The sequence below is a fragment of the Sporosarcina sp. FSL W7-1349 genome (assembly GCF_038003045.1).
In the GTDB taxonomy this organism is placed as follows: Bacteria; Bacillota; Bacilli; order Bacillales_A; family Planococcaceae; genus Sporosarcina.
Genome location: NZ_JBBOOK010000002.1, coordinates 842,083 through 868,811 on the forward strand (window position 1 = coordinate 842,083; position 26,729 = coordinate 868,811).

Annotated in this window: 25 protein-coding genes; 3 read left to right on the top strand and 22 right to left on the bottom strand. The window is 42.7% G+C overall.

Annotation, left to right across the window (positions count from 1 at the left end; genetic code table 11):
* Positions 1–46: 46 nt before the first annotated feature.
* The 20 genes from MKY41_RS18050 to MKY41_RS18145 form a co-directional block, all read right to left on the bottom strand.
* Positions 47–916 carry a 2-oxoacid:ferredoxin oxidoreductase subunit beta gene (locus MKY41_RS18050; RefSeq protein ID WP_340746382.1) on the bottom strand — a complete coding sequence of 290 codons (870 nt, stop codon included), beginning with the start codon at positions 914–916 and terminating at the stop codon, positions 47–49.
* Positions 897–2,657, bottom strand: a complete 1,761-nt coding sequence (locus MKY41_RS18055; RefSeq protein WP_340746383.1) for a 2-oxoacid:acceptor oxidoreductase subunit alpha — start codon at positions 2,655–2,657, stop codon at positions 897–899. Before MKY41_RS18055 ends, MKY41_RS18050 begins: the two co-directional genes overlap by 20 nt.
* A gap of 76 nt (positions 2,658–2,733) precedes the next feature.
* Positions 2,734–3,684, bottom strand: a complete 951-nt coding sequence (locus MKY41_RS18060) for a VOC family protein (protein ID WP_340746384.1) — start codon at positions 3,682–3,684, stop codon at positions 2,734–2,736.
* 24 nt (positions 3,685–3,708) lie between these two features.
* On the bottom strand, positions 3,709–4,497 hold the full coding sequence (locus MKY41_RS18065; protein ID WP_340746385.1) for an SDR family NAD(P)-dependent oxidoreductase: 789 nt from the start codon (positions 4,495–4,497) through the stop codon (positions 3,709–3,711).
* A 72-nt stretch (positions 4,498–4,569) separates the two neighbouring features.
* On the bottom strand, positions 4,570–5,079 hold the full coding sequence (locus tag MKY41_RS18070; protein WP_340746386.1) for an aromatic-ring-hydroxylating dioxygenase subunit beta: 510 nt from the start codon (positions 5,077–5,079) through the stop codon (positions 4,570–4,572).
* A gap of 24 nt (positions 5,080–5,103) precedes the next feature.
* A complete protein-coding gene (locus MKY41_RS18075) occupies positions 5,104–6,414 on the bottom strand; it encodes an aromatic ring-hydroxylating oxygenase subunit alpha (protein WP_340746387.1) in 1,311 nt (436 codons plus the stop codon).
* Positions 6,415–6,436: 22 nt separating this feature from the next.
* Positions 6,437–7,222, bottom strand: a complete 786-nt coding sequence (gene nadX / locus MKY41_RS18080) for an aspartate dehydrogenase (RefSeq protein WP_340746388.1) — start codon at positions 7,220–7,222, stop codon at positions 6,437–6,439.
* A gap of 15 nt (positions 7,223–7,237) precedes the next feature.
* Positions 7,238–8,683, bottom strand: coding sequence for an aldehyde dehydrogenase family protein (locus MKY41_RS18085; RefSeq protein WP_340746389.1), 1,446 nt, complete (start codon positions 8,681–8,683; stop codon positions 7,238–7,240).
* A 14-nt stretch (positions 8,684–8,697) separates the two neighbouring features.
* A complete protein-coding gene (locus MKY41_RS18090) occupies positions 8,698–10,377 on the bottom strand; it encodes a thiamine pyrophosphate-binding protein (RefSeq protein WP_340746390.1) in 1,680 nt (559 codons plus the stop codon).
* Between the two features lie 28 nt (positions 10,378–10,405).
* Complete coding sequence (locus tag MKY41_RS18095) at positions 10,406–11,197, bottom strand: SDR family oxidoreductase (protein ID WP_340746391.1); 792 nt, start codon at positions 11,195–11,197, stop codon at positions 10,406–10,408.
* Positions 11,198–11,305: 108 nt separating this feature from the next.
* Positions 11,306–12,232 carry a VOC family protein gene (locus MKY41_RS18100; RefSeq protein WP_340746392.1) on the bottom strand — a complete coding sequence of 309 codons (927 nt, stop codon included), beginning with the start codon at positions 12,230–12,232 and terminating at the stop codon, positions 11,306–11,308.
* Positions 12,233–12,309: 77 nt separating this feature from the next.
* Complete coding sequence (locus MKY41_RS18105; RefSeq protein WP_340746393.1) at positions 12,310–12,846, bottom strand: cupin domain-containing protein; 537 nt, start codon at positions 12,844–12,846, stop codon at positions 12,310–12,312.
* Positions 12,847–13,059: 213 nt separating this feature from the next.
* Positions 13,060–14,334: an MFS transporter gene (locus MKY41_RS18110; protein ID WP_340746394.1), complete on the bottom strand. Its 1,275-nt coding sequence runs from the start codon at positions 14,332–14,334 to the stop codon at positions 13,060–13,062.
* A gap of 202 nt (positions 14,335–14,536) precedes the next feature.
* Positions 14,537–15,295: an IclR family transcriptional regulator gene (locus tag MKY41_RS18115; RefSeq protein ID WP_340746395.1), complete on the bottom strand. Its 759-nt coding sequence runs from the start codon at positions 15,293–15,295 to the stop codon at positions 14,537–14,539.
* A gap of 148 nt (positions 15,296–15,443) precedes the next feature.
* Positions 15,444–16,232 (bottom strand): alpha/beta fold hydrolase, encoded by a 789-nt coding sequence (locus tag MKY41_RS18120; protein ID WP_340746396.1) that lies wholly within the window; start codon positions 16,230–16,232, stop codon positions 15,444–15,446.
* A gap of 64 nt (positions 16,233–16,296) precedes the next feature.
* On the bottom strand, positions 16,297–17,043 hold the full coding sequence (locus tag MKY41_RS18125) for an ABC transporter permease (protein WP_340746397.1): 747 nt from the start codon (positions 17,041–17,043) through the stop codon (positions 16,297–16,299).
* On the bottom strand, positions 17,040–17,825 hold the full coding sequence (locus tag MKY41_RS18130) for an ABC transporter permease (RefSeq protein ID WP_340746398.1): 786 nt from the start codon (positions 17,823–17,825) through the stop codon (positions 17,040–17,042). Before MKY41_RS18130 ends, MKY41_RS18125 begins: the two co-directional genes overlap by 4 nt.
* Positions 17,815–18,666 (bottom strand): ABC transporter ATP-binding protein, encoded by an 852-nt coding sequence (locus tag MKY41_RS18135; protein ID WP_340746399.1) that lies wholly within the window; start codon positions 18,664–18,666, stop codon positions 17,815–17,817. Before MKY41_RS18135 ends, MKY41_RS18130 begins: the two co-directional genes overlap by 11 nt.
* A 93-nt stretch (positions 18,667–18,759) precedes the next feature.
* On the bottom strand, positions 18,760–19,764 hold the full coding sequence (locus MKY41_RS18140) for an ABC transporter substrate-binding protein (RefSeq protein ID WP_340746400.1): 1,005 nt from the start codon (positions 19,762–19,764) through the stop codon (positions 18,760–18,762).
* 840 nt (positions 19,765–20,604) lie between these two features.
* Positions 20,605–21,099 carry a PaaI family thioesterase gene (locus MKY41_RS18145; protein WP_340746401.1) on the bottom strand — a complete coding sequence of 165 codons (495 nt, stop codon included), beginning with the start codon at positions 21,097–21,099 and terminating at the stop codon, positions 20,605–20,607.
* 348 nt (positions 21,100–21,447) lie between these two features.
* Between MKY41_RS18145 and MKY41_RS18150 the strand changes: the two genes are divergently transcribed.
* The gene (locus MKY41_RS18150; protein WP_340746402.1) at positions 21,448–22,152 is read left to right on the top strand and encodes an SDR family oxidoreductase; all 705 of its coding nucleotides are present in this window, start codon (positions 21,448–21,450) and stop codon (positions 22,150–22,152) included.
* A 92-nt stretch (positions 22,153–22,244) separates the two neighbouring features.
* Here the strand turns inward: MKY41_RS18150 and MKY41_RS18155 are convergent, their stop codons facing one another.
* Positions 22,245–22,565 (bottom strand): hypothetical protein, encoded by a 321-nt coding sequence (locus MKY41_RS18155; protein WP_340746403.1) that lies wholly within the window; start codon positions 22,563–22,565, stop codon positions 22,245–22,247.
* A gap of 14 nt (positions 22,566–22,579) precedes the next feature.
* The gene (locus tag MKY41_RS18160; protein WP_340746404.1) at positions 22,580–24,613 is read right to left on the bottom strand and encodes a hypothetical protein; all 2,034 of its coding nucleotides are present in this window, start codon (positions 24,611–24,613) and stop codon (positions 22,580–22,582) included.
* A gap of 313 nt (positions 24,614–24,926) precedes the next feature.
* Here MKY41_RS18160 and MKY41_RS18165 point away from each other — a divergent pair, with 313 nt between their 5' ends.
* Together MKY41_RS18165 and MKY41_RS18170 are read left to right on the top strand one after the other, a co-directional pair.
* A complete protein-coding gene (locus MKY41_RS18165; RefSeq protein WP_340746405.1) occupies positions 24,927–25,295 on the top strand; it encodes a DUF2500 domain-containing protein in 369 nt (122 codons plus the stop codon).
* A 50-nt stretch (positions 25,296–25,345) separates the two neighbouring features.
* Complete coding sequence (locus MKY41_RS18170) at positions 25,346–26,653, top strand: stalk domain-containing protein (protein ID WP_340746406.1); 1,308 nt, start codon at positions 25,346–25,348, stop codon at positions 26,651–26,653.
* Positions 26,654–26,729: the final 76 nt, after the last annotated feature.

Here is a 26,729-nt window from a genome sequence, read left to right on the forward strand (position 1 = left end):
GCAACTCCTTCCTATTAAGTAGACGTAGGCTGCACTTCATTAAAACTTACATAAACTCATTGATAAGTTCTTGAAAAAGCTCTGGATCCAAGTTCAAATCCGATTTGGATAAAGGAGCATCTGCATACCCTTTCACCATACATTGGTAAGAAGGTCTTTCTTCCTGATAGATAATCCCTGTTACCAAGCTGTTATTCTCCATGAGAACATTCATAGCCATTGTGCGATTTGTAGGGTCATATCCATCAATATCGCTCAATTTCACCAAGTTCTCCTTGAACCAGTCATATGTGTTCACTTTGTTGTAAGTTACACAAGGACTGTATACATTGATAATAGAAAAGCCTTTGTGCTGGATACCTGCTTCAATGATGGAGGTCAGCTCTTTAATATCCGTGGAGAAACTTTGAGCCACAAATGTTGCACCGCTGATCAATGCCGTCTCCATTGGTGAAATGGCCTTTTCAATGGATCCTTCCGGTGTCGTAGTTGTAATGAACCCACTATCCGAACGCGGGGACGTCTGCCCTTTCGTCAATCCATACACTTGATTGTCCATTACGATATACGTAATATCCATATTGCGTCGCATCGCGTGGATCGTATGACCGATCCCAATCGCAAACCCATCGCCGTCTCCACCAGCAGCAACGACTGTGAGGTCGCGATTCGCCATTTTTACTCCTTGCGCAATGGGAAGCGCGCGTCCATGAATTCCATGAAACCCATACGATCGGATATAGCCAGATATGCGGCCGGAGCATCCAATCCCTGATACGAGGGTAAGTTCCTCAGGAGTAATTCCAACATTTGCGGAAGCCCGCTGAATAGCCGCCTGCACGGAAAAGTCCCCGCAGCCCGGACACCAATTCGGTTTTACAGAGTTTCTGAAATCCTTAAATGTTGATGTACTCAAGTTCCAGTACCTCCTTGCTTGCAGTATACACATCTTTTGGACAGAATGGATCTCCATCAAATTTCAATTTACTGCTAATTTTATTGATATGTCCCACATTCATTTTAATTAAATTAGCCAGCTGTCCTGTCGCATTGTTCTCCAGCACGAGGACATTTTTGGCAGATTCGATATACGATTTGACTTGATCGGTTGGAAACGGGTGGATCAACCGGATATGCACATGATTGACTTTGATTCCTTCCCGACTCAGCTCCTTGATTGCTTCCTCAATGGCGCCACGCGTAGAATTGAATCCCATCAAAAGTAGATCCGGCTCTTCATGAGGCGCATATGCTGTAATCGGGGTCGGGAATTTTTCCACCAGCGAATTCAATTTGCGCATTCTCTTTTCCATTTGTTTTTGACGATTCGCTGCAGATTCGTTCGGCCTTCCTTCTTCGTCGTGCTCCAAGCCTGTTACATGATGAATTCCATACTTTGTTCCAGGAAGGGCGCGCGGTGAAATTCCATCTTCTGTGACTTCGTAGCGCTTGAAATATGCCGTCTTGTCTTCCGGTTCTCCCACTACCTCAGCTACTTTGCCTCTTCGGATTTCAACTTGGTCTAAATCGAATGGTGTAACAGTCTGCTTCGCCAACGAAAGCTGCAGATCAGACAAGAGAATGACCGGGCACTGATATTCATCCGCAATGTTGAACGCTTCCACCGTGTCATAAAAAGCCTCTTCCGCAGTGCTCGGCGCAATGACTACTTTCGGGATTTCGCCATGTGTCCCGTAAATCATCTGCATCAAATCAGACTGCTCCTGCTTTGTTGGAAGCCCTGTGGAAGGACCTCCCCGTTGTGTATCAACAACGACAAGCGGTGTCTCTGTCATGCCAGCCAGCCCAATCGCTTCCATCATCAAAGACAAACCCGGACCAGAAGAAGCTGTAAAAGAGCGGGTACCCGCATAGTTGGCACCGATCGCCATTGTCACCGCCGCAATTTCATCTTCCGTCTGAATAACAGTACCCCCGACTTTCGGCAACTTTTTGATTAGGTATTCCATTATGTCAGAAGCGGGAGTGATCGGATAAGCAGGCATAAGCCGTACACCTGCAGCCAATGCACCCATCGCGATCGCGTCGTTTCCGATCATGAACATTCTGCCTGTACCGTCAGCCTCCGCCAAGGACAAGCCCGCAGCGCCCCCAAGGTTTTCTTTCATAAATTGAAAACCTTCCTGCATTGCATTCCTGTTTTTCTGCACCATCTCTTCGCTTTTTCTTCCGAAGATCTCTCTGATGACACTTGTAAATACGTCGACTTCCAGGTTCATGACTGCGCAAGTAGCACCAATTGCGACCATATTTTTCATTAATGATGTGCCTAAATTGGAAGCTATTTCAGTAAGCGGAACAGAGAACAACTGAGCATCTGTCGTTTCCGGTTTTTGAGGATTGAACTTCGCATCTGCAATAATGATGCCTTCTCCGGTCAATTCATGATGGTTCAAATCAATTGTTTCTTGGTCGAAAGCGACAAGGATATCTACCGTTTCGGAAACCGCATCCACCTTCTCAGTGCTTACGCGGATTTTATTATTTGTATGGCCTCCTTTGATTCTTGAAGAAAAATGGCGGTATCCATATAAATAGTAGCCAAGCCGGTTCAAACCAATGGAGAAGATTTCACCTGTGCTTTCAATCCCTTCTCCTTGTTGCCCCCCGACTTTCCAAGTTAGTTGCTTCTTCATCGTAATTTTCACTCCTATACTCCCATCTGCCGACATTGAGGAATTTGATTAGTCAAACATTTATTGTTGCTCTTGATCAAAAACGCTCTAACAGTTCAATGATTATTTTAAAAGTCGACGTTGTATCCATGTAGGCATACCGCCCTTTGCCGTTGTAAAAATTCCCTGTTTGAATAGCGGGATAGCCCTTTTCTTCAAGCAGTTTCATTTTCTCTTCCATATTCTCCACGACAAATGAAATATGATGGACCCCTTCGCCATGCTGATCGAGGTAATCTTTCCAAGTGCTTGGAGAGTCGCCCGGTTCGATCAATTCAATTTGAATCATAGGGGTGTTGATGAACATATATTTGGACTTCGCTTCTGTCGGTTTGCCTTTATACATTACGTTGGTCAATTCGCCTGGACCCGAATGAATTACCTCCGGCTTCTCCACCCCAAGCAATTTGCAATAAGCATCGGCGGCCTCATCGAGATTTCTCACGACAAAAGCCAACTGTTCGACTTTGTTAGTTCCGAGAAGAGGCTGGACGTTGGAATCTTGAGGTCTTTCCCATTCCGTCTCACGCGGGTCCGCGCTTTCCAGCAGCTCTACTAATGTCTTGCAATCTTCCAACGTATCCACATAGGCGTAACGGCCATCGCTGAAAGTAAATTCACCCGTCTGCAGAACAGGGTAGCCGTTCTGCTGCATGACCGGTGCATATTCAGCGATGGAATTAACGTCAAAAGCGATATGATGTAGGCCTTCTCCGACGATATCCAAGAATTCTCGCATCGTACCAGGATTCTCATCCGGTTCGATCAGTTCGAATTGGATGGTCGGTGTGTTCAGAAAAGCCAATTTCGATCTTGACTCTGTTGGTTCCCCTTTAAAGACCACTTTGGAAATGGAACTATCTCCAGTCAAAAAAGGTTCATTTTTTTTGATTCCCAATAGTTCTGTAAAGGCTCCGTTTGCCGCGTCAATATCTTTCACGACAAAGGCTAATTGATTGATTTTATCGTTTCCAAGCAATGGTTTCATATCAACACACCTTACATTTCAAAATCAGCCCAACCCGCGAACCGATAAACCGCCATCGCTTGAAATAATTTCTCCCGTAATCGCTCTGGCTTCGTCTGAAGCCAGAAGAACATAGGCCCCGACGTGGTCCTCGGATGACATGGCAATTTGTAGCGGATTGCGTTTTTTTATATTTTTTGCTTTTGTTTCATTGTCAATAATCTTCACAAACGGCTGCAGCGGTGGAATAACAGTTAATGCTGTCAATGTGCCGCCCGGAGCAACTGCATTCACCCGCACATCTGGCGCCAATTCAAAGGCAAGCTGACGTAATAGGCCAATTTGGGCGTGTTTGCTTGCCGTATACCAGACGCCCCCACCATCGGGATAAAAACTTGCCCCCGACACGGTGAAAATAATGTTCCCCTTTGTTTTCAACAATTCATCAACCGCTGCTTTTGCCCCTAAAAAAGAACCTTTAACATTGATGTCGAACAAATAATGATACGCTTCTTCTACTGCCTTTGGATCAGCGTCCATGAATTTTGCAAAGCCATCGAATACACCCGCATTTGCGATAAATACATCCAGCTTTCCAAATTTCTTAACCGTCGCCTCTACTATTTTCCGATTATCCTCGTAGTTGCTAACATCTCCTTGAATCGTCAGCAGATTGTTGCCGAATTCTTCTGCCATCTTATCCAGTCTGTCTTTGGAACGGCCCATCACGCTAACACGTGCTCCTTCTTGGATGAACCTTCTCGTGACAGCTTCTCCGATTCCTGATGTGCCGCCTGTAACGATTACAACTTTTTCCCGCAAACCTGTTCCCATCATGGATACCTCTTTTCAACCTTGGAGTCTCGGCATTCTGGCAGGACTCCATATATTATTATCAGTCGCAAGTTAGACAAAAATGGCAAGATTCCGTGTATTGATTGTGGATTGATCGACGATGAAATCCCGTTTTGCCAATTTCCATTCTCCATCCTCATACAAAAACTCATCGATTCGTTCACCGGAAATCAAGTCATGGTGAATGTCAGTGCTTCTGCTGCGATAAATGAGCAAATAACTATTCACCTTGGCGCTTTTCTCTTTCTCATACTCAGTAACTCGCACGTTGCTGACGAAACGGCGGGTTCTAGATGGAGGGATTTCTGCCCATGCGTAGTCCGTCTTCAAACGATCCACTCGCAACTTCAAAAGTTCAATATCATCATGGAAAGCGAACATGCTTTCCGAGTAGTCCGGCCTTTCAGTTCCTTCCTTATTCACTCTGACAGGCATGCGGTACCGAAGGCTTGAATGCATCAAATGGAACCAATCGTCAAACTCAATATTGTCTAACAATGAAGCTTCATGATACAGCCATTGTTCAAACTCAGCGTTGATCAGCATTCTTTCAATATTCATTTCAATCCCCCTTGAAAAATTTCATCACTTCGTCATGAGTTCAAGCCAGTATTTATAGAAGTTCCGTTGGCTCGCTTCGGAAAATTTATCATCATACACGACGCCTGGACCTACGAAATCTACAGGCTTTCGTTGTAGACCCATCGTATAGTTATACGTCAAATTCTTTTCAAACGGCATCGTGCCCAATGCCGTTAACGTGATATCCGTGAAGACTTCCGTATCATCCTGTTCGAAGATACCGGATGGGCTGAATGTGAGAACAAATGCGTCTCTTGAACGGTCTTTCCATTCTTGCGGAGCATCCTTTTCAACAAGCATCCAAGCCGTTACTTCCATTTTATCTACACCAATTGGTCTCCACATTCTGACAGAGGTATTCGAGATGTGTTGTCCCTTTATCTCTGTATGAGAAATAAGGAAAGAAAGGTTCGGGAATACGTTTCCAATCATATTCTTCATATTGCTTAAAACATCGAATTGATCATCCGTAAGATTCGATTTGAACTCTTCCTTCAATTCCTCGGGGAAGGCGAATACAGGGTTCGGCATTCCCAAGTTCAGACCGTGGCCATTCTCTGTGTGGACTTGATATCCTTTTTTGGAATAGGTCGCGCTAGGGACCATACCCAGCTTCGCAATCGATCCATGAGTGACCATTGTATGGTAAGAATCTCCGACAAAATTGTCCGACCCGACTTTCCAGTTGGAGTTTACGATAAAACGTTGAGGTTCGCCAACAACTTCCATTTCTGCACGGCCAACGAGAAGATCCAAATACCATGTAAAATCTCCCAAGAATTCTTTCAACGGCTCTGCTTCATCATTCCATGTAGCAAATAATAGTCCTTTATATGATTCGATCCGCACTTCGTTCAAGCCCATTTTCGAACGGTCGAAGTCTTCACCGTAAATGTCTTTTTGGAGCGGAACCCCGATACATTCGCCCGTGTTTTTGAAGTTGAAGCCATGATACGGGCATTGGAATGCCTTTTTATTTCCTTTGTCAGCACGGCAAAGCTTCATGCCTCGGTGTGTACACATATTGTAAAAAGCGTTGATTTTATTGCCTTTGGTACGTGTGATAATAATGGAATATCCTGAGAGCTCCCGCGTCATGAAGTCATTCTCTTTCGGGATCTCCGATTCGTGTCCGACGAACACCCACGTTTTCAGAAATACTTTTTCATGTTCCAGTTGATAGACGGATTCATCGCCCAAAATATACGCCGGGACGACACCCTTTTCAGGATGGACCGTCTCTTTTATATGATCCGTCAATTCCACTTTTGTCATCTCGCTTGATAACTGCTGCTTCTTTTCGGTTTTGATCATTTTCTATTCCTCCCCGCTTTTATTAGCCAATCTGTAGGGATTGACCTTTATTTTGAAGTGTCGAGAGAACGCTTAACGCTGCAAGAAAACTTGTTTTCGGATTGGTCGGCATTGGATTATTCTCAATATTAAGCTTGAAGTTGCCAAATGATCCTTCCGCCTCTACCAAATGCCTGTTTTGGACGACAGCCGGATCCGCGATGATTTTTACTTTTGTTTTTTCCGGTCCTAGTCCTGCAAGCGAGAGTACAATCGCGACATTTATGTTTCTCGGAAACTGTTTGATTGCATCACTGGCAGAACCTTCAAATAAGACTTTTTCTCCTTCTACTATTTCTCCCGTCGGCAGAGCTGTCGGGGGCTTTCTTGTAGTCAAAGAGACAGAATCCAAACCACCAGCCGCTTTGGCAGATTTTAAAATATCAAGCCCCCCCACTGCGCCGGATGGTAGGTACACGGCAACACTCTTTTTATCGCAGACTTCTTGAACTTTCTCCAAAAACAAATTATCAGCCATTGCGCCGATGCTACTAACAACTAGATCCGAACCGCTCTCCAAGACTTTTACGCCATACTCTTGTACAGCCTTGATGGTAGCCGCTTCAACGACTGTATCAATACCAGATTTTAGAAAATCCTCAATCTCTCCATAAGCAGCTGCATTGTATTTTTCTGCAACTCGACTTGCCACCTCACTGCGGCGAGAAAATACGGATGTGATTTTCACACCTGGAAGATGATTGCCAATATTGATTGATTGCAAGAGAAATTCCCCAATATTGCCGCAACCGATTAAACCTAACCTCATACAATTTCATCCTTCCTAGTCAGCAAATCCATATGAATCTGCAAATAACTCCAAGCTGCCGTGTCTAGTCTCTCTCGACACTCCACTCTCTTTCAGTCCAGGGAAATCCAGTCTTAAGTCTTTGAAGACGGTATGATTGTTATGGAATACCGCCCCCGCTTCCAACCGGTCTGCCATCTCCACTGCCTTTTCCTCATCAAGGGTCCAAATGGAAGCCCGCAGACCGAACTGGCTATCATTCGCCATTTCCACAGCTTCGTCGATCGTGGAGAACGACAATATAGGAATGACCGGGCCGAATTGTTCCGCTTGGACGATTTCGCTGTCCTGTTGCACTCCTGTTACAATGGATGGCAGCATATAATATCCTTGCTCCCATGTCTCCGGATCCAATTGGATTCCAGCCGTCACAACAGTCGCGTCTGTTTGGGATATTCTTTCAAGCAGTCCATTTACATAATTGAATTGGGATTCATTATTCAACGGTCCCATTGTCACATCCGGCTGAATGCCGTCGCCTACGACAACTCTTTCAAATGCTTTCGTCAATTTTCCCACTAATTCATCATGACGAGATTCGTGGACATAAATCCGCTTAATGGCGGAGCATACTTGGCCGGCCGCCCGCAAAATGCCGCCTTTCAACCGTTCAATTGTCTCTTTGTCCAAGTTGGCGTCTTCGAGGACAATGGCCGGGTCGTTTCCTCCCAATTCCATGAATACTTTTTGAAGAGAACCGGAGGACTTCTTCATGATGTCCTTTCCAGTTTCAGTACCGCCTACGAAAGCGATCGTTCTTACACGGGAGTCGGTACAAAGTTGGTCTCCGATTTCCCTGCCAGACCCTGTCACGACATTGATGACCCCTTCTGGAAAATACGCCGCTACCACTTTGAGAAATTTCATGATAGTTAATGGGCAGTTTGTAGCCGGTTTCACTACGACTGGATTTCCGGCAAGAATGGCTGGAACGACCCTTTTAAAAGTCAAAATCATCGGTGAGTTCCAAGGCGTAATAACCGCTGCCACTCCTCTTGGTCGTCTTCTGATTTGCACTTTCTGCCCATCGGTATACTCTTCGGGTTTCCACCACTCGAGCAACTCCTCGGCTGAGCCTCTCATGACATCCACACATCTAAGCAGATCTTTCTTCGCTTCGACTAACGCCTTCCCGTTTTCCCTGACGTACAGGGATACACTCTCTTCCACAATTTGGGCAAGCTCATCCGCTGCTTTTTTCATACGGATTGAACGATCATTTATATCGGAACGAGACCATTTTTTAAACGCTTGTGTTGCGGACTCAATTGCCTCATTAACTAATTCGTTAGAACATAAGGCAACTTCCCCGACCACTTCATCCGTATGGGCTGGATTGATAACATTTGCTTTTTTATCTACGCTCCGCCATTCGCCATTAATAAGACATTTTCCTGATGTTTCAGGGTAAGTAGCAATCATTTTTTTACCTCCTGTTAAATTCTCTTTGGTTTGAACGCCTCTGCTGCTCCTGGAGGTCCTCCAAATGGTTTCGCCATCGGCCCAACTTTATCCATATCCACAACAATCATGGAAGGTTTACGATTCTCTACCGCCTTCTGTAATTCGGTTGCAAACTCATCCGCCGACTGAATTCGGACTGCATCAAAGTGCATTGACTCAGCCAATTTTACGAAATCCGGGCTTAATAGATCTACAGCCACCTGGCGTCCGTAAGCTGCATCTTGAATGTTGCGAAGGACACCATACCCGGAATCATCGAATAGAACAACGATCAATGGAAGTTCTTCTTCAGCCGCCGTCACCATTTCCCCTACATTGACCATGAAGCCCCCGTCGCCTGCCATTAAAACAACGGTTTTATTCTTGCAACCTATTTGAGCTCCGATTGCTGTTGGAAGCCCTTGACCGATTCCGCCCCCGGAAGCATGGATGGAAGTACCCGATTCATAGATTTCGTACAAACGGCTTCCCCAAACGTTCGCCTGTACTGTTACATCTCGAACGAGAATCGTATCTTGAGGCAATACTTCCGACATGCCATCCAAAATTTTCTCATAAGGACCAAGCGTTGCTCTTAGTTCGGCCCGGACTTTGTTTCTTAACTCCAGCACTTCCTCCAAATAGGAAGCATCCGGTGTGATCGACTGCTGTTCCACCGTTTCGCTCAAGCTGCCCAAAATAGCTTTTGCATCTCCAACTAAACCGACATTCACTTGATAGTTTCGATTGATAGCCATCCAATCCGCATCGATTGCGATATGTTTTTCAGGGACAGGTACTTTCCAGTTGGATGTTTCATTTCCTCTGAACCGAATCCCTACACTAATGAGCAAATCTGCATTTTTCAAAAACTCTTTTGTAGCTTCATACGCCGCAAAATGACCAATGCACTGCGGATGATTTTCCGGAATGCTTCCTTTTCCGGATTGGCTCGTAATGACAGCGGCTCCAATTTGTTCAGCTAGTTTTTGCAGCTCTTTCGATGCCTTTGCAGAATTCACGCCGCCGCCTGCCCAGATTACCGGCCTTTTTGCTTCGGCAATTAACTTAGCAGCCTTTTCCGGAATAACTAGATTAGAAAGGCTTGCATATTCACTCTTCAATTCTTCAATGGTTACATCATCAACAATGGCAGATTGAAAGTCGATTGGTATTTCAACGGACACCGGTCCGGCAGGCGCAGTAAGAGCTTCTTGAATGGATTTCTTCATTAAAGAAGACGCCTGATCCGGCTGCCGCAATCGAACTGCATTTTTACACGCTCCACTCATCATCGATAATTGATCTTTACATTCATGGATGTATCCTCTTCCCGTTCCCAGGTAAGGAGATGCCACTTCTCCCGTCAAGTGAAGAAGCGGCACGCCAGCAGCCCATGCCTCGACCAACGAACCCGCTGCATTTCCAGCACCTGTGCCGGTACTCGTTATTACGACACCTAATTTTCCGGTAGCCCGAGCATAGCCGTCAGCCATGTTTACCGCTCCGCTTTCTCCTCTTGAACAGATTAACTGTATGGTACCTTCCCTCAAGATTGCGTCATAAATGGGCATATTATGTATACTCACGATACCAAATGCAACTTCGACCCCTGCCCGCACTAGCTCTTTTACCACCGCATCCGCAACTGTAAAATTCAAGTTAGTTTCCATTATAGATTCAACTCTCAATCCATTATTTTTAAAGTGCCTTTCCAAGCGCTCCTGCCGTTTCAATTACTGAACCTGCAACGTAGCTTGCTTTTTCTGAAGCCAAGAAAACAATCACGTCAGCCACTTCTTCCGCTTCACCTACTCTGCCAAGCGGGATGTTCCGCTTTTTCGCCAATTCAGCATAATATTCTTCCGGATCCATATCAGGCGCATTTTTTAATCGTCTGCGCTCCCACTGATCAGTTCGAATCAGTCCTAAGCTGACAGAGTTCACCAGTATGTTATCTCCAGCAAGTTCCTGTGATAATGTTTTGCTTAAATTTAAGAGACCCGCACGTGTAGCCGCTGTAGCAACCATATGTCTTTCCGGTTCTTTTGCGAGCGTAGCATTGATATTAATAATCCTGCCTCCTCCTCTTTTCACTAAATGAGGATGAACAGCCCGCACCGCATAGATAATGGCAAAATACTTCAATTGAATTTGCTCTTGCCATTGCTCATCTGTAATATCAAAGAAGTAGCCCATCACACTTTGACCGGCTGCATTTACAAGGATATCGATTCCGCCAAATGCTTCAGCCGTTCCATTTATAAAAGAATCAACATCTTCCTTCGACGTGACATCACATTGTTCAGCGAATATATTTTCCTTGTCTCCGTATGCCAGCAAATGCTGAACAGCCTTCTCCATTCGCTCTTCGCTACGTCCACAGATGGCCACTTTAGCACCTTCCTGCAAGAATGTTTCCGCTGTCTTTAACCCCACGCCTGAAGTGCCTCCCATTATAACGGCCACTTTTCCCATAAGCCCCAGATCCATTTCCTCTACTCCTTTCAAGCACTTCTTAATAGTTAGTGCAGAACAAGCAAGAAGCAATGTCTCCATTCGCTTCTTGCTTGTTCAATTCACTGAATAATTTAATTAATACTAAATGGATGGATGAATACTGTCTACGACAGCCCAGCCCAAGTCAGGTTCTCCGCCCATCGCTTTCCTTGCTTCCGGCGATGGTGGTCCAGCGATGCCCCATTGATCCATCAAGTGGGGAACACGTTTCCATACTCTCGCTCTCCATTCGGATTCATCTTCAATCGTCTCTAAGTAGCATGTATACTCCATAACGAATCCGCCTGGATCTTGGAAATAACAGAAGATGTTATCTCCCGGCCCATGTCTCCCCGGACCCCAGAGTTCTTTCAGGCCAGCTTCCCGGACGTTCGCAATCCCTCTCATCACTTCGTTTACCGAGTCGAGTTCGTACGCAATGTGGTTCACAGAGGTATGAGGCGCTTGGTTGAAGGCTATGGAATGATGCTTTTTGTTGCAGCGGAGGAAAGACATCTGGTGCTCGCTCCAGTCTGTAATTTTGAAGCCCAGCACATCTGTATAAAATTCCACTATCCCATCTAAATCTGTTGTGTTCATGACAATGTGATTTAGTTTAACGGGATCGACGTTCTTTTTACTCCAGATGGATGTTTGCACTTCCACCCAAGCAGACAATTCGATCAACCGGTTTTCAGGATCTAGGAATCTAAGTCCGTATCCTCCGCCCGCTTCTTCCAGATAGCCTGGCGGGTCAACCAATCTTACATTTTTGGATTGGAGAATTTCGGCTGCTCGGTCAACAGCATTTTTATCCACCATTCCAAAAGCGAAATGATGCAGTCCCGTTTTATCTCCTTTATGAAGACTTAAGATATGATGCTCGGGACCAGCCCCCCGAAAGTACGCCGTATCCTCTTCCGAAGTCTCCACTCGATCCAGTCCCCAAACATTACTGTAAAAAGCGACTTGCTCATCAAAATTTGGAGTGATCAAGCTGATATGGCGCAAATGAGTAATTCCAAGCATTTGGTTTAACCTCCCATCATCTTTAAATTATCTCTCTTGAAAACTAGAAGGTCGCATGCAATATATGTGGTTAAAACTTAGCCTTTGTTTATGATTGCTTCACGTTCAGCCGCACGCTGCTTGCGGAGCTCTTCAAGCTCGCTGCCTTCCGGATAAGTCGGAAGATTCGGCTTGCTTGCACCCAGCATGACAAGCATCATCGCTTCTTCATCACTGTCATTGCGGATTCCGCGATGCACGCCAGGAGGGCTGCTGATGCAATCTCTTTCGCTCAGTTTGATTTCATATACTTCGTCATTGTCGACTTCCTTAATCATCGCCGTGACGTTACCTTTTAAAATGAAGAAAACTTCTTCTACATCATCATGCAAATGCAAAGGTCCTACGCATCCTGGAGGTAAAACCATTGTGCTTAATGTAAAATGTTCCGCAGCAATTACGTTTGCATCTGCATTGGCTGTCGCACCCCGTCCAATGTAACGCATTTGTGCACGCTTATACTTTGGATCAATTTCTTCTTGAAACTTCAAAACGTTCCAATCCAACGTCCGATCCTTAAGTCTTGCCACATGCTTTTTTTCAAACTCTTCAACTGAAAATTTTTCATTTGCCATCTAAATTTCCTCCCTTTTGTTTCCTAATGTTGTTTCATATACAAAACAATGTTTCATTTACAACTCTATGTTAATAAATAATGATAACGCTGTCAAGATTAAATTTTTAGAATGTTTACATATAATTTAATGGTAACTTTATCGATATGAAAAATAGCAAATTTAACAAAAAAAACATAGACGCTAAAAATAGCGTCTATGCGTATAGGTTTCTTAGCCAATTCGTTCAGCCGTTTGATTGTAGACCCGGCAATCTGCTGCTTCTTTTTTAAGAGTAAAAAGATAAGCGAGTAAACCGAGAATTGAGGCCACGATCAGCATAATAATGGAAGAACTGAAACTCCCTCCAGACGCATCACGCAACCAGCCCATAATATAACTTGAAAAGCCTCCCATTATATTTGTGAAGCCCATAAGACCTGCAGCCCGTCCAGCAGTTTCAGGTGTTGAAAACTTAACGATAAATAGATTACTTAGATGGAAAACCCCGCCTTGCGCTCCCATAGCCAGTCCCATACAAAGGCCAGCAATGATTGCATTCGGGGCCATAATAGCATAAGCGAGAAATAATGCTGTGATTCCAAACAAAACAGTAGCCATTAAACTTGGTCTTCTCGTCTTATCAGATAAATAGCCGGAAATTAAAACAAAAACGAGAGCAAACAACCATGATATCGAGGTTATGTTTTTCATGCCTTCTTGAGCAAAACCGCGTCCCTCGGACAAATAAGTTGGTAACCATATGCTAATACCAAAAAATAAAAATGAGGCAACCAACATTCCAAACCAAACAACCCAATAACGGAAATCATGTGTAAAGCTTCGAGTCGGTGCCTCATCTTGGAAATCTGTCATTCGAATGTATTCCAGCTCATCTTTACCTACCCTTGGATGTTCTTCAGGAGTATTTCTTGTTAAGAATAGGAACATCGGAATATTAATAAACAAGTTAAAACCAGCAAGAATGAAAAACGCCGCCTGCCAATGCAGAGTTGAGATGATAAAAACAAGAATCAATGCCCCCAGAGCAGGCCCCAAGTAATTCCCCGTAATCCAGGAAGCTTGAGCCTTTCCTAATTCTCGTCGGTTAAACCAGTTTGAAATGAATTTTCCCGAAACAGGGATCATCATCCCTTCCCCCAACCCGAGAATAATTCTACTAATCAAGAACATTTCATATGTAGTCGATAATCCCGCCATAATCATTGTCACAGTCCAGACCGCTAACCCCAGAATAGCCGTTTGCCGAGCACCCAGCTTATCGATAATAACGCCCCAGAATAGATTTGAAAGCGCATACGAAATAGTAAAAACAAATGTGATCAATCCTATTTTTGCGCTCCGATCATCACCTGTTAACCCCAAAGCATTTAAAAATTCTTGGTCTGTCTGAATGATAGAAATACCCATCTTATCAATTTGACCAAAAAACCAGAAAAAGAAAATAGGCAAAGCCACATACAGCCACCGTTTGTTATTTTGAATCATATGTTTCTCCCCTTTCCAAAAATCAATTTCCGATTATTTCTCTTTTATAACTATTTTAACTGTTCTGACATGTAGTTATAGAGTTCTTCATAACCGAAACACTGTTTTACATATGAAAAATCTTAATAGTTTCAAAATATATTGTCAATAGTCTTTAATAAAAAAAATCTTACTTGTCAGCAGACACGTAAGATTTTTCTAGTTATTTCTTATACCCTAAGTACTCGGATAATTTTGCCGATACTTCAAGTACTTTCGGCAAAGCCTCTTCTATAAGGAGTTTCTCCGGTAACAAAGCCTCCGTTGCTACCACGTTTAGCGCCGCCTTCACGCTTCCTGTATGATCAAAAATAGGAGCGGCAGCTGAACGAACACCTGGTAGAAAATCTCCTTCTGTTATTGCATAACCTTGTTTTCTAATTTTTTCAAGTTCCTTTTGAAAAGAAGAACTATTTATTTCCTGGTTCGCTGCAAACTTTTCTATCAATCTTTCCCTCGGTTGAAATGCTAGCAGCACTCTTCCATTTGCAAGCGATTGTGCCGGCAGCCTCGTTCCTATATTCACATTAACAACTGAAACATGCCTTACCGGAGCAGTGCCTATATAAACGACTTCTGGGCCATCTAAGATGGATAAATGGCAAGACGTATCCAGCTCGTCTCTCAGCTTTTCAATATATGGTTGTGCAATTTCTGGCAATTTCAAGCTGTTCAAATAGGCAAATCCTAATTCTAGTACTTTTGGGGTCAAGCTATACCGCTTAGTGCTTTCATCCTGATCGAGATACCCCATACTTTGTAGTGTATGGAGAAAACGGTAGGGCACAGTCCTGCTGACCCCTAGACTTTTTGAGATTTCCAGTAAAGATAAAGTAGGGGTTTCTTCATTGAAAAGCTTTAATATTTCTAGTCCTCTAACTAGGGAATTCACGGTATATTTCTCTGTCTCTACTTCACTCATTAATAATGCATCTCCTTATAACATTTTCAGCGTCTTACCTAATCATAAAGTCAAAACTAAGATGGCACAACATTATTCTGTCTTGAAATAATACAAAAAACTGGCAGAGACATTAAATCCTCTACCAGTTTCTGTAATACACTACTTGTTATTCTCCTAAAAAGTTAATAACCTTTTCATTAAATGTATCCGGATCTTCCTGATAACATAAATGGCCTGCGTTTGGAATGATTTCGAGCCTTGATCCCTGAATGGATTGATGAAACACTTCTGATTCGCTAACAGGCGTTACTTTGTCCTCTTCTCCACATATAACAAGTGTTGGAACAGATATTGTCGGCAGCAAATCCATATTATTCAAATTAGATAGCGAATAAGTTACAGAGCGGTATCCCGACGGTCTCACTTGGGACATTATCCGTTCGGCCTCTTTTATTACTTCTGGCGAGGCATTGGATGAAAGTAGGTTTCTTGCCCGCTGTCTCGCCAGTTCTGTCGGATTCAGATTGTTTATCGAATCGAGGCGATTTTGCAGTTTTTTTTGATTCTCTTCCTCTGACAAGCCCGCTGCCCCCCTTGTGGGATCGGCAATAATTAGCTTATTTACCGTTTCAGGATATCGGCTTGTAAAATCAATGGCAATTGCTGAACCCATAGAATGTCCCAAAAGATAAATAGATTTGTAGCCTAGCTTATCGACAAATTCTTTAAGCACGTCCGCAAACTGTGAGAAATGTTTAAACTCTTCCTTCGGGTCAGAACTCTCGCCATAGCCCGGTGCATCCCAAGCAATAACGGTAAATTTATGACTTAATAATTCAAGTTGACTTTTCCATGACTGGGAGTTATTTCCCAAGCCATGTAAAATAATAAGAGGATGTCCGTTCCCTTCTTTTTTATAATGTATCGTAAAATCTTTCAGTTGAACCGTTGGCATTCTTAAAACCTCACTAATTTTGAATTTTTTATCTTGGGCAAAGAATCATTTGTTTGTCTACATCTCACCAGTAAACAAACTTTTTCCTAATAAACAACAACAAACGATCTAATAGGTATCCTAAAGTAGAAACTATAATAACAGCAGCCAATACTTTACTTTGTGATAATGAGGCTGATAAATACGTAAGCAAGTAGCCGATTCCATTGCTTGAACTAATCATTTCCGTTAACACCGCTATGACAACTGCTATGGGAAGGGCAATTCTAAAGCCTGTAAATATAGCAGGCATTGTTCCTGGTATAAAAACTTTCCAAAACAGTTGTCGATCATTTGCCCCCATATTTTTTCCACTCCAAATATGTAAACGATCTACCCTTTTAGCGCCATAATAAGTGTTAACTACAATTGGAAATATACATTCCAAAAAGATGATAAATATTTTAGAAGCCGAGCCTAATCCAAAAAGCAAGACTATAATTGGGTAGATAGCAACTCGGGGAATTGGATACCCAGCAGTGAAAATCGGTTGCATTATATTGTCAAACACTGTGGAACGACTCATAAATATTCCAATAGGCACACCTATTAAAGCCGCTAGGAAAAAACCGCCTAAAATTCTGTATAATGTAACAGAAATGTTAGTCCATAAGTTGGAAGAGACGAATAACTCAATTAAGGATGTAAAAATGATTTTTAAATCGGGGAATAACTGTTCCGGAAAAAGATGAGTCATAGCCACGATTTGCCAAAGCACCGCAATAAGAATGAGTGACTGGTATTTACTAATTCCTTGCCAAACTTTGCTCACTGCTTACCCTCCTCCTGTCTATTCCACCAAAGAGCACGTGAACGTATGCCAATTAACAGGCGATCAAAAATAAAGCCTAAGGCGGCGATAACAAATATTGCCGCAAGGACAATATCAGTACGTCCATAGGCATCCGCATTCAAGATCAAAAATCCTAATCCTAGTCCTGAAGATGTTCCGATCATTTCAGAAGAAAACATCATAACAAAACATAAGGCAAGCGCCACTCTCCAGCCGTCAAAGATTTTTGGCAGAGCAGCCGGTAAAATAACCCGTCTGAGAACTTGTAATTGACTAGCTCCCATATTTTTAGCCGACCAAAAGTGCAATTTATCAATACTTCGTACTCCATCAATTGTGGCAATGAAGCAAGGGAAAAAGGCGGATGTAAAAATTATAAGGATCCTTGTTGTGTCAGTAACCCCAAACCATACTAAAAAAACCGGTAGCAGAGCTATTTTGGGAACCGGATTAAAAAATGAAATAAGCGGATCGAAAAACCTACCAATCGGTTTAAAATATCCAGCCAATATTCCTAATCCGGTTCCAATAATGACAACCAAAAGAAAACTTACAAGTGTGCGGTATAGACTAATTTCTATATGAGGAAATATTTCTTTTGTGGAGAACATTTCCCAGATGTTACCTAAAACTGCTGACGGGCTAGAAAGATATGTCGGAAACGTACTCATTTTTGATAGAAAGTGCCAAAGCAATATGAATAACACCAGCTCAATTATTGCATAAACAGTGAACCTGACAGCATTCATATTACCTTGCATATGAGATGCCCCCTCCCCCTATACTCTTGACATTTTCTTCAGCATGGAGTAAATCCCAAATATGATTTCGGTAATCTACGAATTCATAAGACTTTCTTATCTCAATTCCGCGCGGTCGCGGGAGTTGTATCTGAATAATTTCTTTTACTATAGACGGTCGCTTCGTTAGGACTACTACGTAATCACTTAAAAAAACAGCCTCCTCAATATCATGTGTTACAAAGAGAACACTTTTTCTCGACTCCGACCAGATTCTCTGAAGTTCTGCCTGCATTTTTTCCCTAGTTTGCGCGTCCAAAGCACCGAATGGCTCGTCCATCAAAAGTACATCCGGATTAAATGCAAGTACTTTTGCCAAAGAAACCCTTTGTCTCATCCCCCCTGAAAGCTCCGAGGGAAGATGGTTACGGAAATCCCATAATCCTACCAAAGACAAATAGTGCTCCACACGATCTTTTATTTCTTTTTTAGAATAACCCTGGACCTCCAATCCCCATGCAACGTTCCCGTATACTTTCTTCCAGGGGAATAAAGCCGACTCCTGAAACATCATCCCCCGATCTGGCCCTGGTTTATCAACTTCTTTCTTTCTAACAATCACTTTACCTGAAGTTTTATCAATAAAACCGCCTACTATATGCAAAAAAGTACTTTTCCCACAACCGCTTGGACCTACGATGCTGACGAAATCACCTTCTTTTATGTCGAGGTCAATCCCTTTAATCGCTTCAACTTCTTCATTTTTCTTCGCAAAAACTTTACGGAGACCTTCGATTTTAATAGCAGTTTCCTTATTGACCTCTGTTGGAAAACTTCTTGCCACCACTTTGCTGTTTTTCATATTTGCACCCCCGCTCAAATATACAGGCGCCTTGCACACTACTTCATGTCAGCAAGGCACCTGCAAACCATGACTGCAACGCTAACACAGAAATTACTTTAAATACGATTCGTCCAAGAGCTTATCCAAGTCCACTTTATTTTCAATCCATTTCTCTTCAAGCATGATTTGCTGCACCTCTTCCCAGCTCTCCCGATTTAAAGAAAGGTCCTCGGAACGGTTACTGTCAAGCATATTCAGGTAGATCTCTTGGTCCGCCAACACGAATTCTTTATCCAGCAATTTTTGGCGTGCCTCTTTTTCATTTTCCAAATAATATTTCATAGTAGCTTGATAATCTTCAATAAAGGCTTGGAATGCCTCTTCATTTTCACTAATAAACTTAGGATTAAAGAAAAGAGACAAAAAGTCCTCATCGACAGGAACTCCATCTTTGGAAGTGAAGACAGTTTGAAGTTCACCTTTCGGCTCCAATTCAGCATAAAACGGCTGTGGTACTAGACCAGCATCAATTTTTCCGCTTTTTATGGACTCCTCAACAGCTGGAGTTGGCAAAACAGAGAATTTCACGTCTTTATCCGGATCTAACCCAGCATTTCTAAGAGCAGTACGTGCCCACATGTCGGTTGGGGACTTGAAATCGGGTATTCCTATCGTTTTTCCTTTTAAATCTTTTGCTGACTCTAAACCTGATCCTTTTTTCGCCATGAAGGGAAAGTTGAACCCTTTATTCGGAGTGTCTTTTGCTATACTTGCCACAACCTTCAAATCTACGCCTTGATCAGCTGCCATAATTAGAGCCCCTTGACCAAGGGATCCCCCTTCAAGTTGGCCTGCGCGATACGCATTAAGTCGGTCCGCATTTGCTCTAAACTGCTGAAATTCCAGCTCATATTTATCCCCATTATATTTTGTAAGTTCAGGCGCCGCACTCATCAGCCAAAGAGGTTCCTCTGTTGCATAACCAATTCCAATTCTAATTTTCACCGGACCATCTTCTTTACTGCCGCTAGAAGAACCCGCTTCACTTGCAGAACTACAACCTATCATTCCAACTGCAAATAGACTCATTAACATGCCTAACATTAACCTTTTCATCTTATCCCCCTCTTTTTGTATATTAAAATACGTAGGATTGTGTCCAGCTTCTACCTCCCACCAATAATATTAACCGCTTACATTTTGTTTCATATGCAAAACTATGTTGTAAGTAACGGTCTTATAATTATTATCAGCAAATTCAGATTTGTCAACCACATATACAATATTTTTTCTCTCTTTTACAAACTTCCAAGCTAAGGGCAATAGTAGAATGAAAAATAATTCTAGAAAAACACTTGTATTCTATATAGAACAACCCTGCACATCGAAAGTGGTACGTAGGGGGCGTTCTTGCCTTGTTTAAGTGAAATCCCCCCTATAGACTCGCAAAACTTATAGGGGAGATAACCCTTATAACCCTACGCAAAAATTTCTTTTACATCTTTCATTTGCTTTATCTCACCAAACTGTATCCAGGCGCACATTATGTTGCTCTGTATTACTAAATACTTTTTCTGCATGGCCTATTGAATTAAAACTATGCTGAACATTCATCTCTTCCAGAAGAGACATTGCCTGTTTCACTACTTTATTATGCGAACATCGGTATCCTAAATAGGGTCAATTATATAGGCTGAAATTAATGGATTCTCAGTGTATTGGATATTAGGTGGACGAGGACATTTATCACCGCCTACTAGAACGCCTCACGTATCGTGATTTGTTTAGCAAACAATAGTAAAAAGAAAGAATGTATATTGTGAGGGAAGATTTTATTGAGAGAAAAATAGAGGTTCATTCTACTATATAACCTGAAAGTGTAATAGTGAGCGAATATAAATAAACCACAAAAAAACAAGTTAACCTTCATCCGGTTAACTTGTTTTGTAGATGAGATTAATCATCCTTTTTTTGAAAAGTGCTAGGCATGATGACAAGCTCTACTGTACCCCGGGCGCAAAGAGTATCTTCGGCGTACATTTCGGTCTCGACTTTCCATCTCTTCGGGTGGATTTCCTCGACAGTCCCCACGGCTTTTAATGGAACCTCTTGAGGAGTCGGTTTCAGGTATTCTACATTGAGCGTAGTCGTGACAAATCGGGGTGGTACGGACCCGTCGCCAATTTCATTCCCGTTTTTACGGTGCAGCGCAAGCGCAGCAGATCCTGATCCATGGCAATCAATTAAAGAAGCGATTAAGCCACCATAGATGAATCCTGGAATCCCTCCCGAGTATTTTGAATCCGGCGTAAAGTAGGTGACTGTCTTGTCTCCTTCCCAACCAGTTCGAAGGTGGTGGCCCTCTTCATTCAGTCGGCCACACCCATAGCACCAAGCGAAATCATCTGGATAAATATCTTGAATCGCTTTTTCTACAACAAGTTTTTCCATCTTTCTTCCTCCTTAAAAGTCTAGTAAATAGACTCCTCTCCCTACACCGAGCGAGCGCTCAATCATTTGAGTTGCTTAAGTATAACCCATTATTTTCTTTTTATCAATAAAAATTAGAATATTCTAAAGTGGAAGTAAAGATTTTTACGCATTGAACAATCAGGGGGGAATCTTAGTAAACCGACGCCTATGCAAAGGACTAACGTAGAACGTTTGAAGTGCAAGAAGTTTTGCGTTACAGTGAGCAACAAAAGAATTTCCTTGGCAATGTTTGTATAGACGCATCATCCTAAACACCAATAAATTCTTTTTAAGCGTAATATTTTCTGGATTAAGGGGGAAATGACAATGACGGACCAATTGAAAGGTAGGACAGCCATCGTGACCGGTGCCAGTAGTGGAATCGGAACGGCGATTGCAAAAGAGCTTGCCGGACACGGTGCGAATGTAGTGCTAGCTGCGAGAAATGAAGAAAAGCTTAAACAGATAGCAACAGAGTTAGATAAGGATGGAAGAATACTCTGTGTCCCAGCAGACATGGCCAAGCAACAGGACGTGGACTCCCTAGCCGAGCGAGCAAAACAAGCATTCGGCAGCGTAGATATCTATGTAAACAACGCCGGGAGCATGGGGTCGAGCCGAGTATTGCAAGGTGTGGTCGCTGACTGGGAGCAGATGATTGATATTAATATTAAAGGCGTCCTGTACGGCGTTCATTCTGTTTTACCTGAGATGGTGGAGCGGGGAAGCGGCCATATCGTCAATATCGGTTCCGAATCGGGATTTGAGGTCACGGAGCGGCTGACCGTATACTGTGCAACGAAATTTGCTATACGCGCCATCTCCATGGGACTGGAAAAAGAGCTGGCCAAAACTGGCGTACGTGTCACCAACATTTCACCCGGCATGGTGGAAACCCCGTTGAGTTCAAACAGTCCGTTCGACGACGATCGGAAAAAGCTGGAGGCGGCTGACATCGCCCGGGCAGTCGTTTATGCAGTGACTCAGCCAGCTTATGTGAATGTCAACGAAATCACGGTCAGACCAATTTAAAAATAGGTGCCTGTGCTCAGAGCTAACATGTTTGTTTTTCAATAAACACGATATTTAAACAAGCATGAAAGTCCGGCGCACAGGCTCCTCAATTATACGATTCCATCGGTAATGCCATTTCCGTCTAAATCAACAAAAATATCATGCTCATCCGGGATGCCATCGTTATCCATGTCTAGGCTTAATTCCAGATGGTCTGGTATGCCATTTTGATTCAAGTCAAAAAAAGGGTCATTTCGATCATCTATATTATTTTTATCAAGATCGAGTGTCACTTGATGGTCGTCTTGAATCCCATTCCGATCAAGATCAACAAATAAATCATGGGTATCCGGGATATTATTTTGATTCATATCCAGAAAAGGATCAGTTTGCGTCCATCCATCAGGTCTAAACGGATTTTTGTTCAACATACCTATAGCCTCCCTCAGTATCCTATCAGTATTGCGGCATTGCTATCCCTGGATTTCATTAGCTCCTCTATGACATCCGCCCTGTTTACTAAGCTGCCCTCCTCCAACGGCATCGACTTGGTAATATACAATTCAATCAACCTATTAAACATGGCCTTTTTCTTAATATCGTCTTCCTCCAAAGAACTGTCCTTCAGTAGAAATTTTCCATGGTGACGGGAGGTGGAATAATAGATGTTGCTCGCTTGGTAAATATAATAAGGTAACATATTTTGCATGAGATGTTCAAAGGAATCCAATGCCTTCGTAATATAAAAATCTATTTTGCTATTGTCGTTTTCCTCGATAATTTGGTTTCTTTTTATATTACTTTGATTTGATAAATGCGTATTTAACCCCAACACGCCGCCCACCGCAACGAGACTGATACCCCCCGTCACGATTCCTAGACCGGCTAAAATACCGGCTGTCCAATAACTTTTATTTGATTTATCCTTCTGTACTGAGTTCATCGTTTTTCGGGGAATGATCGCAAAGCTCAAAGCGTTTAGCGATTGCTCAATTTCCGTTAGATGACGTTGAATCTGACTGGATAACGTCAGCAACTGCGTCTGCATCCACTCATACTTCTCCACCTGTTTAGTTTGCAAAAAAATTTCTTCTTCTCTCGACAAGGCCTTCGGAAATTCGATCGAAATGATATCCAACAATTTTCTTTGCTCTTTTATTGCATGGTACATAAAATTTAAGATCTGGTGGTTTTTATCGTTTACTGATTCGTTTTCCATTATTTTTTTAATGCCTTTATGTAATAAGGCCAGTTGTCCAAACAAATTATAGATTAAATAATCATTGATTTGCCTGCACCAACTTGTATATAAGTCTGTTACGGATGCTTCCTTTACTAAAGGGAATTTTTTCACCATATAAGTGATCCCGATTAAATCAGCCAAGACACTTTCACGAACGTACAATCTATGTTCATTTTCGACAGAAGAGGAATCACGGATGGCAATTAAAATCTCCTCAGAACTTCTATGCTCCACAATTTTAATTCCCATTATATTGACAGCAGAAATGACAAAACCATATTCATTGGATTGATAAAAACACCACTCTTCGTCCCTGTACTCAATGAGGTACGGATCTCCGGTTTCATCAATGACTATATTTTTTTGATTTCCACTATCCTCCCGATCGTTCCAAGCCTTTTCTATTTTCGTCTCCAATTCTTCAAGGAGCTTTGTAAAAGTAAAATACGATTTCATATTATGTTGGTTTGTAAATTGAATAACTGTACTTCCATCATCCCGTTGTAAGCATACCGCTAGCTGCGCCAAGTTGAGACTAAGGATGTCTCCATAGTCTAGGAAGATCCAGAGTTCCTCATCAAACACCATTAAACTGATTTTGTCTTCATTCAATTTCAAGTCATTTAAGGAACCGCTCACTCCACAGCATTCGTAGAAATAACGGTCTTTTACTATATTGTAGGTAGATAAATCAAACGGGACTTCATTCTCGCTAAATAGTAAATAATATAATTGTTTCTCATCAGACGTCACGATAACATTGTTAGATAGGTATATCTCATCGTCTTTATGAAAAATAACTATGTTTCTCTTATAAACGGTATCTTTTATTGTGATTTTATCCTCAGTCTTTTTTACGTCAACTATTAAGTCGATACTTTTTTCTTCAGTTGCGATAACCAATTTACATTGGCATTCCTCAACGATTTTATTTTTTAATAACTTCCACAACACCGTATTATTATGACGATTATACTGACGAATTTCCAATTCATTTACCATTTGATTATTGATGTAGAAAATCCCAAGTAAGTGAAAGTTGTATAAGCCCGTGTCAAATTCCTCTACTTTTACTTCCAGTATGGACTCCAATGCAATGGGCTGTATACCTGCCTCTTGAACTGTGATGACTCCATCATGGTATGAATAGTCAGTCCTAATGAGATCTCCATTATAGACAAGGAAGCCTTTGTGGAAAAATGAATTGCGCAGGGCTGATTCATAATCATTATTCACTCATTAGTTCCCCCCTTATTTCCAAGTTGTTTTATTATTATATAAAATAAACTAAAGAAATGAGCACAAGCAACGGGAGTGGCCAAGTCCAAATTTTTGTTCATTCTATATAGCTAAAAAGATTTATACATATTCTACCTGTCATCTACCATTTTCCTAAGTCTAAAACTCTGTCATAGGTCTATTTTAATTGAATGGAAGATATTCCACAATGACTCCTAGAAACCGGATTGTAATGGAGGTCTTACACAGGATTCTTTATGCAGCTTTTCACTGCGGTTTCATATACTTTACAGTGAAGGGAGGGGTTGCAATGGATTTCGTCAGTTTTCACCAAGCGATGTTTACATATTTTCCACTGTTCATTGCTATATTTTTTGCGGTCTTCATTATTAAGTTCATCTTCCGTGGGGTAAGGTTCATCCAGCAATGGCGGCTTACGAAGAACTCCCCGGAGCTTGCTGTTCCTGCCTGGGTCGTCGGCAAGCAAGTGAAAGAGCGGAGTCGCAAGGACAGCGCAAGGCCGTATGCGACGATGTATTATGTTACCTTTAAAGTCGAAAGTAGCGACGAGATGGAATTGAGGGTGCCTCAAGCGGACTATAGCAGACTGGAGAAGGATATGTTGGGGATGTTGCGTTTCAAAGGCGCGCGGTACTTGGGGTTTGAGCGACATTCCTAAAGAGCAAAGCTTCAAAAATTACGGCGACCTGTATGTAAGGAGGATGTAGAATGTCTGCCCGACCTTTCTTTAAAATGATGTGGCTTGCCGCAATTTTGGCTTTGGGAGCTTGTTCGCAAGAGTCGAAAGTTGCTACGGATCCGCCCGGGCCTGCCGAGCAGTCCGAGAGTTCTTCCCATTCCGCCGATCCTACAACAGATTTGACTGCTACTCCTATTGAGACGACTGTTTCCATCCAAAAGATCTTCCTTGATACGAAAGAGTTGAAAACCCCAACCCCTGCCATGTTGATGAATGAGCTCCCGTACGTACCGGTCCAGCCGGTTTTCAAATCATTGGGAATGAATATCGGCTGGGATCCGGAGGAACAATTGCTTACGTTACAAGATAGTGAGAAGACAATCACATTATTTATTGGAGAAAACGAGGCGGAAGTGAATGAACTGAGGTTCCCCCTTCAAGCGGCAGCCGAGGAAATAGATGGAACGCTGCAAGTGCCGCTGCATTTGGTGCAGGATGCCACGGGAGCCGCTGTTTACTGGGATCCCTATACTTCCGAAGTCTCCATTATTACTAGAAAATTCATGAATGAAAACAATATTAGCAGGGCTGACTTGGATGAAGCGATCCATGAATATTTGGAAGATGCTGCTGCGAAACAGAAGGATTCACAGTCTACGGAAAGCGTAGAGCCTCAAATAGAAAAGAAGCCGAAACCCCCTGTCGATCTGAAGAAACTGGACGGGATGTATGCGGGATTTAGAAGTGATATGGGCGGATATGAATGCGGCGGCATGTGTTGGGATTTCTATACGTTCCTGCCGAAGAAAAAGGTATTCATCGGCCTGCCAGCAAATGGAGGGCCGGAGACGATTGATTGTAAAAAGGAGGAGTGCCTGACGTACTCGATCAGCAACGGTCAGCTCAAGCTGAGCACCGGAGAATCATTGCCTATCGAGAAGTCGGAGAAAGGCTCGCTTGTCATAAATGAAATTTCATTGGATCATGTGGAACCCGTCTCGAGCGACATGAATTTGAATGACACCTACACGTATTTGGGATACTCCGGCTTGATCGGCATTACGCCGGCCGCCAATTCATGGAGATACACATTGACCTTGCGCACGGATGGCACCTTCGAACTGTCCGGCTTGAGCCTTGGCAGTCTGACGGTAACCGGTGATATTTCAACCCATGCCAGCCAAACCGGTAAAGAGGAGCAAGGGACGTATGAGATTCAAAACAATACGATTACGATGATAAGCGACAATGGGAAACTCCATAGAACCTTGTTCTTCCTGCATAATTCGGATGTGAAGGATATCCAGATCGGGTTGAGGAATTATTATGTGGATTAAGCATGGTAAACAGAGACACCGGCCCTACGGATGGCCGGTGTCTTTTTGCTGTCACTGTGGAACTTTATCTGTTTAC